The following is a 6,000-nucleotide window of genomic DNA, read 5'->3' as shown; positions in this document are numbered from 1 at the left end:
AGATATATCTTATCAAAATTATCTTATAACAGAGATAACAATATCAGATATAGGCAATGAATATAAGATCGAAAGAAAATTTTTACTATCTATTGGCTCAGAAGATATATTTTATGAAACACAATATCGTCTTCAATCAAGAATATTGCATTGTGTAAATGCGAACTAGGTGACTTATGGAAACATACTATATAGAAGCAAGAACGTTTAAATTTGGTGGAAAAGGAGGTGGAAGAGGACTTACACATAACTCATATGTGTTAAGAAACTCTAATGAAACTATTCTAGAATCCATACATGGATTAGCTGCGCTTAGGTATCAGCGATAAGACGAGGTACGACAGGAACAGGAATAATTCTTGCAGTCATAGATCTGATAAAGAAGTAAATGCGCTTTTTTAGAAAAGCGCAAAAGTAGTTGGGGCTTATATTTCATTACACATTGCACTGAATCTTAATTAAAATACGTCTGTTCGAGCGAATGTCTCGCTCAATTTAGGTGCTTTATGAAATTAAAATTAATAACTGTACTGGCTGCAGTGTTGGCTTTAACGGCTTGTTCTGATGCTAAAAAAGATTTTATGGCTAAATGTACAGCTGATAGTTCTATTAGTAAGACTACCTGTGAGTGTATTTATACAGGGCTTGAGAAAAAATACTCAGAGTCTCAAATAGCTGATTTGGTCAAGGCAGAAAGCCCAGAAGATGCTAAGAAAATTGATCCTCAGCTATTAGCGGAGTTTATGAGTACAACTATGAGCTGCGCTATGGCAGAAGCCTTTAGTAAATAAGTACTTGCTTTCAAGCAAAAACCGACAAAATTGTCGGTTTTTTATTAGAAACTGAAATTCTGTTTCAAATGTTTGCGCTTTTCATAGAGTGCATGGTCTAGCTGAGAAAATTCTAAAATAGATTTCTTTCTTGCTTTATTCAGTAGAATTAATGCTATTTCTGCGGTGACAAAGGCATCAGCTAAGGCGCTGTGGCGCTGGTTATTGGTTAGCTTAAAGTAATTTACCCACTCATCTAATTGTGTGGGCGGGTTGTTTAATGGCGCCATTAATAACGGAGCGAGTTCCGCTACATCATAAAATACATTGGTTAACTTAAAGTTTAATAACTCCTTACATTCGCGCTGTAACATGCCTTTATCAAAAAGTGCATGGAAGGCAAGTAGTGGACTATCACCAATAAAGGCTAAAAAGGCGATTAAGGCGTCCTGTGGGTTTAACCCTTCAGCCATTTGGCTAGGTGATATTTTATGAATTAAAACGCTCGGTGTTACTCCCACGTCATTACGGTTTAAAGTGCAATAAAAACTTTGATTGAGTGTAATGCAGCCTTTTTCAATAACAACAGCACCAATAGATAAAACCTTATCTTTGAGCATATTCAAGCCTGTTGTTTCAACATCGACTACCACAATTCGTTGACTATCTAGGCTGTTAAGAGGGCGTTGCTTAAATTGTTTAAGGCGCTCTATTTGGGCTAACTGCTGACTGTTTAAGGTGCTGCTTTTGCTAAGCCAAGAAAAAAAACTCACAATTTATACCTAAATGACAAACTGGCTTGTAAGCGCTGGGCCTGCCTAAATGATTCACGTAAAATACGTCTATCTAAGTGATTTAACTCATCAGGGTAAATCCGGTTCGAGTAACGTAACTGGTTGCGCGCTTGTTGTTGGTGTTGTTGCATGCGTATAAGTTGCACGAAATGGTAAGCTTCCGCATAAGCATCGCCATCTAAACGATCGATAATGCGCTTATTTACTAGGCTGCGAATACGTTTTAGCGTGTTGACTTCGGTGATCCCATTGCTCAGTGCTAATACACGAATGCCGTCAACAAAGGGCGCTAAGCCTTGGGTTTTAAGGTCTAATGTATCTTTAGAGGCACCGCGTTTGCTAACGGCAAAGTCGCGGAAAATTCCGCCTAAAGCAGGCTTGTGCTGTAGTGCATTGTCAGCCAGTAAACGTTGAAATGCTTTGTCATCTTGGATCATGCTAATGAGCTGTTGGCGCAAGTGCTTAATGGGTTCTACATCACCCCATACTGCTCTAAAATCAAAATAAATAGTCGATTTTAAAAGGTTTTCAGGTGTTGCATTACGCACGCATTGGCTAAAGCGACTTTCCCATTCTAAAGCAGATAAACAGAGTTCAGGATTACCAGCCATGATATTGCCTTTACATAAGGTAAAACCGCATTTATCTAATGCAATATTTATTTCTCGGGCCAGTGGTAACAGTTTGCTACGTATAGCATTGGCTTGCTGGGCATCTTTTGCGTCAAATAAAATGCCGTTATCTTGGTCTGTGTGCAGCGTTTGTTCGCGGCGAGCTTCACTACCAAATACGACCCAAGTAAAGGGTACGCCTGGGTCACCAAACTGGGCTATACAGAGCTCTATTACTCGGCAAACTGTATGGTCGTTTAGTAGCGTAACTAGATGGGTAATTTGCTCTGGGCTGGCGCCGTGGGCGATCATTCGATCTACCAGTTCTTTCACTTCATCACGCAAGTTAACCAGCATAGATAATGAGCTAGCATGGCGGATAGTCCGTGCCAAATGCACTAAGTCAACACGTTGGAGAGCGAATAGATCACGCTCAGAAATCACACCAGCGAGCTTGTTATTTTCAACTAATAAGACATGCGCGATGTGGCGCTCTGTCATAGCTAGCGCAGCATCAAAAGCGCTGGCGCTTGGGCGTAAACCAAAGGGGCTCGCTGTCATGAAGTTGCTAATAGGTGCTAGTAAATTAGTATGCGGATCTGCAATAACGCGGCGTAAATCACGTAGTGTGAATATACCTAAAGGTAAGGCTTGAGGATCAACAATAGCTAAACTGCCAATAGCGTGTTCATGCATTAACTGGACGGCTTGTTGCAAAGGAAGGTCAGGCGCACAACTTACAGCAGGACGACTAATTAAATCGACAAGCTGGGTATTCATGGAATACTGAGAACCTAGACTTTCTGCTGCGTTTAACTGGACTTTTTGTGTGGCAGCATCTAGCAAGCTACTAATACCACGCACGCAAAAATCGCGGAAATACTCACATTGTCCCAGTAGTTTTACAAAGTAGGCCTTACCGAGCTTTAAGCAAAAACTATCTTCTGCTGCAATATGATCTGTATAGGTTGCGCGTTCAGCGAGCAGGGCTGCAATAGGGAAGCATTCACCTGTGGATATTTCAAAGGTAGGAGATTCTCCAGCTTGCCTGATGCCATGTATATGTCCTTGTTTTACAATGTAAAAATCATCTACAGGGCCATCGTGGGGAGAAATGATAACTTCCCCTTGGCTGAAAAAAAGTAACTGGCTGTTATTAACTAAAAAGTGCAGATGCTCATCGCCCATTTGATCAAAAGGGGGATAATTTTTTAGGAATGCAATAATGCCTTGTAGGTTTTGTTGTATTGCGCTGCGCCCAGCAGCGGCAAAGGCTTCTTGCTTGGTCATTGAGGCTCTCCATTTTTATTGCGTATAGTGCGGAGTTGTCAAAGACTAACATATAAGACGTAAGTAGTAGATTTAACCGCTCTTAGGCTATCTAAGAGCGGTTAAGGTCGATCACTTATAAGCCATACTTAGCTTTAAATTCACGACGACGGCGGTGCAGTACAGGCTCAGTGTAGCCATTTGGTTGTGCACGTCCTTCCAGTACCAGTTCCAACGCTGCTTGGAACGCTACGCTATCGTCAAAGTTAGGCGCCATATTACGGTAGTTGGCATCCCCTGCATTTTGACGGTCAACTACTTCAGCCATACGTTTCATGGTGTCAATAATTTGCTCTTTAGAAACGATGCCGTGATGCAACCAGTTGGCCATATGTTGGCTAGAAATACGTAAGGTTGCGCGGTCTTCCATCAGGCCGATATCGTTGATATCTGGTACTTTGGAACAGCCAACGCCTTGGTCGATCCAGCGTACAACATAGCCTAAAATACCTTGGGCATTATTTTCTAATTCATTCTTGATTTCTTCAGCAGACCAATTTGTGTTTGGCGCTAGAGGAATAGTAAGAATGTCATCAATAGAAGCAAAAGTACGGTTTTTTAGCTCATTCTGGCGAGCAAATACATCGACTTGATGATAGTGCAGGGCATGCAGGGTAGCGGCTGTTGGTGATGGAACCCATGCGGTGTTTGCACCTGCCATTGGATGGCCAATTTTTTGCTCTAACATTGCAGCCATTAGATCAGGCATTGCCCACATACCTTTACCAATTTGTGCACGGCCTTGTAAGCCGACAGCGAGACCAGTGTCAACGTTCCAGTTTTCATAAGCACCAATCCACTTTTCAGCTTTCATGGCACCTTTGCGTACCATTACACCGGCTTCCATAGAGGTATGCATTTCATCACCTGTACGGTCTAAGAAGCCTGTGTTGATAAATACAACACGCTCTTTAGCTGCGGCAATACAGGCTTTTAGGTTCACTGTAGTACGGCGCTCTTCATCCATAATTCCCATTTTTAGGGTATTTGGAGCTAAAGCCAGTACCTGTTCAACACGGGCAAATAGTTCATTAGCAAAGGCCGCTTCTTCTGCGCCATGCATTTTAGGCTTAACAATGTACATGCTGCCTGTGCGGCTGTTAACGCGGGTGGTGTTGCCTTTAAGGTTATGTAAGGCAATAAGGCTAGTGAACAAAGCATCCATAATGCCTTCAGGCAGTTCGTTGCCTTGTTCATCTAAAATCGCTGGGTTGGTCATCAAGTGACCTACGTTGCGGATAAATAGTAATGAGCGACCATGCAGTTTCACTTCTTTGCCATCAACGCCTGTATAAACACGGTCTTCATTCATGGTGCGGGTGAAGGTTTTGCCGTTTTTACTGACTTCCTCTGCTAGATCGCCTTTCATGAGGCCTAGCCAGTTGCTATACACTAAGGTTTTATCCTCAGCATCAACAGCAGCGATAGAGTCTTCACAGTCCATAATGGTAGTCAGTGCAGACTCCATTAGGATGTCTTTGATACCTGCCATATCGGTTTTACCAATAGGGCTATTGGCATCAATTTGAATTTCAAAATGAATGCCATTGTGTTTGATAAGTATAGCTTTAGGCGCTGCCGCTTCGCCTTGGAAACCAAGTAGCTGAGCAGTATCTTTTAAACCAGTGCTAGCGCCTGATTGTAAGGTAACAACCAATTTGCCATCTTCAATTTTGTAATTAGTGGCTTGAGCATGGGAACCTGTAGCGAGTGGAGCAGAAAGATCTAAAAACTCACGGCCTTTGGCAATAACTTTATCACCACGTACCTTGTTGTAACCTTGACCTTTTTCTGCACCATTTTCTTCGCTGATAGCATCAGTGCCATATAGCGCATCATATAAAGAGCCCCAGCGTGCGTTAGCTGCGTTCAAGGCAAAACGTGCATTGGTAATAGGCACTACTAATTGAGGGCCGGCCATGTGAGCGATTTCCTCATCCACATTTTGGGTGGTGGCTTGGAAATCAGCCGCTTGTGGCTGTAAATAACCAATTTCAGTCAAAAATGTTTTATAGGCAGAAAAATCAAAGGCAGCACCTTTATGTGCTAAGTGCCATTGATCAATTTGTGCTTGTAACGCATCACGCTTTTCGAGCAGAGCACGGTTTTTCGGAGCGAGATCCTTAAGGACTTGGGTAGCGCCTTCCCAGAACTTATTGGCTTCAATGCCAGTGCCTGGAATAGCTTGAGTATTGATGAAGTCATATAGGACTTTGGCGACTTGCAAGCCACCTACTAAAACGCGATCTGTCATTGTTTTCTCACTTAAGGGTAAAAGTCCAAAAGGACGGCCAATAAACAAGGCTTGTAGTGAACTAAAAAGGATACTACAAGAAACGCCATGAAAAAACAGGTTCAGTTTAGACGCAAGTAGTAGAGCGCTCGGAAATTTTGCATAAAAAAAACTCCGAACTTCGTATGGGGAGGAAAAGTTCGGAGTTATAAGCCGAATCTAGGGAGGGATTCGGATCTGCCAACATAAAACACATCAAGGAG

At 42.4% G+C, this 6,000-nt stretch carries 4 protein-coding genes; 1 reads left to right on the top strand and 3 read right to left on the bottom strand.

Annotated features, from left to right (window positions below; translation table 11 throughout):
• The first annotated feature begins 506 nt into the window (after positions 1-506).
• Positions 507-791 carry a hypothetical protein gene (locus VQ643_RS14460; RefSeq protein WP_414200729.1) on the top strand — a complete coding sequence of 95 codons (285 nt, stop codon included), beginning with the start codon at positions 507-509 and terminating at the stop codon, positions 789-791.
• 44 nt (positions 792-835) lie between these two features.
• On the opposite strand, the gene VQ643_RS14455 is transcribed toward VQ643_RS14460, so the two are convergent.
• The 3 genes from VQ643_RS14455 to VQ643_RS14445 all read right to left on the bottom strand — a co-directional run bounded on the left by VQ643_RS14455 (position 836) and on the right by VQ643_RS14445 (position 5,758).
• Positions 836-1,543, bottom strand: coding sequence for a PolC-type DNA polymerase III (locus VQ643_RS14455; RefSeq protein ID WP_414200727.1), 708 nt, complete (start codon positions 1,541-1,543; stop codon positions 836-838).
• A complete protein-coding gene (locus VQ643_RS14450; RefSeq protein WP_414200725.1) occupies positions 1,540-3,465 on the bottom strand; it encodes a DUF294 nucleotidyltransferase-like domain-containing protein in 1,926 nt (641 codons plus the stop codon). The genes VQ643_RS14455 and VQ643_RS14450 overlap by 4 nt, the downstream gene beginning before the upstream one ends.
• Before the next feature lie 115 nt (positions 3,466-3,580).
• Positions 3,581-5,758: a malate synthase G gene (locus VQ643_RS14445; protein ID WP_414200723.1), complete on the bottom strand. Its 2,178-nt coding sequence runs from the start codon at positions 5,756-5,758 to the stop codon at positions 3,581-3,583.
• Positions 5,759-6,000: the final 242 nt, after the last annotated feature.

It is taken from the genome of Pseudomonas sp. F1_0610 (genome assembly GCF_047470865.1).
In the GTDB taxonomy this organism is placed as follows: Bacteria; Pseudomonadota; Gammaproteobacteria; order Pseudomonadales; family Pseudomonadaceae; genus JAZDRH01.
This window is presented reverse-complemented; position numbering and strand designations above follow the sequence as displayed.

Coding starts and splice junctions, on each gene's coding strand:
- VQ643_RS14450 (WP_414200725.1), bottom strand. CDS start 3,465: ATGACCAAGCAAGAAGCCTTTGCCGCTGCTGGGCGCAGCGCAATACAA.
- VQ643_RS14460 (WP_414200729.1), top strand. CDS start 507: ATGAAATTAAAATTAATAACTGTACTGGCTGCAGTGTTGGCTTTAACG.
- VQ643_RS14445 (WP_414200723.1), bottom strand. CDS start 5,758: ATGACAGATCGCGTTTTAGTAGGTGGCTTGCAAGTCGCCAAAGTCCTA.